Here is a 2,681-nt window from a genome sequence, read left to right as displayed (position 1 = left end):
TCGGCCCGGGTGCGGTCGCCGCGCGCGAGGAGCACGCCGGGCGACTCGGGGAGGTACTTCAGGAGCAGCGGTACGGCGATGAGGGCGGGCAGCACGCCCGCCCAGAACACGGCGCGCCAGCCCGCTGCGGGCGCCAGGCCGAGCCCGATGCCGGTCGCCGCCATGCCGCCCGCGTGGTACGAGGACATCAGCAGGCCGGTGGTGAGCGCGGCCCGGCCGGGCGGCGCGAACTCCAGCACCATCGCGAGGGCCAGCGGGGTGAGGCCGCCGAGGCCGATGCCGGCGAGGAACCGGCCGGCGCCGAAGACCGTCGGATCGCCGGCGAGGGCACAGACCCCGGAGCCGAGCGAGAAGAGCACGACACTGGCCACGAGGGTGGAGCGGCGGCCGAGCCAGTCGGTGACGTTGCCGGCGGCGAGCGCGCCGAAGAACATGCCGAAGGCGGTCCAGCTGCCGATCGAGCCGGCGCTCGCGGGGGTGAGGCCGAGGCCGGGGTCGTCGAGCATGTGCGGCATGACGGCGCCGTAGATGTTGACGTCCATCCCGTCGAAGAAGACCGCGAGCCAGCACAGGGCCAGGACCGGGAAGACCGTGCGGAAGGTGTGTGTCATGGGTGTCCCTGGAGTCTGTGCGGCGGATCGACACATCGGCTCTTGCTCACTTTGTTCGCCTGGTGAAATCTCATTCACCGAGCGAGTGGCACGAGTTTCGGGCCGCACCCGGCGGCTGTCAATGGGTGTACAGGAGTCATTGACCTGTCCCCGTGTGCCGCTCCTACGGTGAGGCCCGACATCAGCACGCGAAGGGGAGAACCGATGGCCACGGTGAGGGACGCGACGTACGAGCTGCTCCGGGCGCACGGCCTGACGACCGTCTTCGGCAATCCGGGCTCGAACGAGCTGCCGTTCCTCGCCGGGCTGCCGGATGACTTCCGTTACGTCCTCGGGCTGCACGAGGGGGCGGTGCTGGCGATGGCCGACGGGTACGCGCAGGCACGCGGCGCCGCCGCGTTCGTGAATCTGCACGCGGCCGCCGGTACCGGCAACGCGATGGGCATGCTCGCCAACTCCGTGTACGCGCACAGCCCCTTGGTGATCACCGCGGGCCAGCAGGTGCGCTCGACGGTCGGCCAGGAAGTCATGCTGGCGAACATGGACGCGCCCTCCCTGCCGAAGCCGTTGGTCAAGTGGGCCTGCGAGCCGGCCTGCGCGGCGGACGTGCCGCGCGCGCTCAGCCAGGCGATCCACCTGGCCAATCTGCCGGCCAAGGGGCCGGTGTACGTGTCGGTGCCCTACGACGACTGGGCACAGGAAGCACCGGAGGGGATACGGCATCTGACGGTGCGTCGGACGGCGGCGGCCGGCTCGCTGAGCGGGGCGCAACTCGACGACCTTGCGGTGGCCCTGGACGCGGCCGAGAACCCCGTGCTGGTGCTGGGCCCGGAGGTCGATGCCGAGGGGGCCAATGCCGATGCCGTGCGGCTGGCGGAGAAGCTGAGCGCGCCGGTGTGGATCGCGCCCTCGGCGTCCCGCTGCCCGTTTCCGACCCGGCACCCCGCCTTCCGCGGCGTGCTGCCCGCCGCCGTACAGGGCGTGAGCGACGCGCTGGCCGGGCACGACGTGATCCTGGTCGCCGGGGCTCCGGTGTTCCGGTACCACCAGTTCGTGCCCGGCGCGTATCTGCCCGAGGGCGCGCGGCTGATCCACCTCACCAGCGACCCGGGCGAGGCGGCGCGGGCGCCGATGGGCGAGGCGCTGGTCGGCGGGGTGCGGGAGGCGCTGGCACGGGTCGCGGACGCGGTGACCGGCGGGCGGCGCCCGGCCCTGCCCCCGCTGCCGGACTTCCGGCCCGCGCCCGCCGCCGCGTCCGGCGACCGGCTGCATCCGGAGGAACTGTTCGCGCTGCTGCGCAGGACCGCGCCGCAGGACGCGGTGTACGTGAAGGAGTCCACCTCCACGACCGGCGCGTTCTGGTCGCAGCTGGACCTCTCCCTGCCGGGCAGTTACTTCTTTCCGGCCTCCGGCGGGCTGGGCTTCGGGCTGCCCGCCGCCGTCGGCGCGCAACTGGCGCACACCGAGCGGCAGGTGATCGGGCTGATCGGCGACGGGTCGGCGAACTACGGCATCACGGCGCTGTGGACGGCCGCCCGGTACGGCATCCCGGTGATCATCGTGATCCTCAACAACGGTACGTACGGCGCGCTGCGCTGGTTCTCCAAGGTGCTGGACTCCGGGGAGACGCCGGGCATGGACGTGCCCGGCATCGACTTCGTCCGGCTCGCCGGGGGTTACGGGGTCGCGGCGAGCGCCGTGCGGACCGGCGAGGACTTCGTGCGCGCCCTGAAGGACGCACTCGGCAGCCGCCGGCCCGCCGTCATCGAAGTGGCGACCGAACTCACGGAGCCGTAGCCACGGCCGGTTCTCCCTTCTTCCGGGTCGCCAGCGCCTCCATGCGGGTGATCAGCGGCGGGAGGAAGGGCGAGCCCGCCGTCGCCGCGCCGGCCGCGCCCAGGGCGATCGTCCAGGCGACCGGCCCGAGCGGGGTGCAGCCGAAGAAGTGGCTGAGCCCCGGCGTCTGGACGACGGCCGCGAGGGCCGCCATCGAGCCGACGGCGGACGCCACGACGGACCGGTCCCGGCCGCCGATCAGCAGGGTCTGGCCGAGCTGGGTGGCGACCAGCG

3 protein-coding genes are annotated in these 2,681 nt (G+C 73.1%); 1 reads left to right on the top strand and 2 read right to left on the bottom strand.

Translation table 11 applies throughout. The features are described from left to right. The coding region (locus CCS38_RS31045) for an MFS transporter (RefSeq protein ID WP_223736660.1) at window positions 1-611 on the bottom strand (611 nt) is incomplete at its 3' end. Between the two features lie 204 nt (window positions 612-815). Here CCS38_RS31045 and mdlC point away from each other — a divergent pair. Continuing rightward, window positions 816-2,408 carry a benzoylformate decarboxylase gene (mdlC, locus tag CCS38_RS31040; RefSeq protein ID WP_223736659.1) on the top strand — a complete coding sequence of 531 codons (1,593 nt, stop codon included), beginning with the start codon at window positions 816-818 and terminating at the stop codon, window positions 2,406-2,408. On the opposite strand, the gene CCS38_RS31035 is transcribed toward mdlC, so the two are convergent. Continuing rightward, the coding region (locus tag CCS38_RS31035) for a cation transporting ATPase C-terminal domain-containing protein (RefSeq protein ID WP_223736658.1) at window positions 2,395-2,681 on the bottom strand (287 nt) is incomplete at its 5' end. The two genes, mdlC and CCS38_RS31035, sit on opposite strands and share 14 nt — an antisense overlap.

Origin of the sequence: Streptomyces purpurogeneiscleroticus (assembly GCF_020024005.1) — a bacterium.
Taxonomy (GTDB): Bacteria; Actinomycetota; Actinomycetes; order Streptomycetales; family Streptomycetaceae; genus Streptomyces; species Streptomyces purpurogeneiscleroticus.
This window is presented reverse-complemented; position numbering and strand designations above follow the sequence as displayed.

Excerpts from the sequence above, each read along its gene's own strand:
- mdlC (WP_223736659.1), top strand. The coding sequence starts at position 816 with ATGGCCACGGTGAGGGACGCGACGTACGAGCTGCTCCGGGCGCACGGC.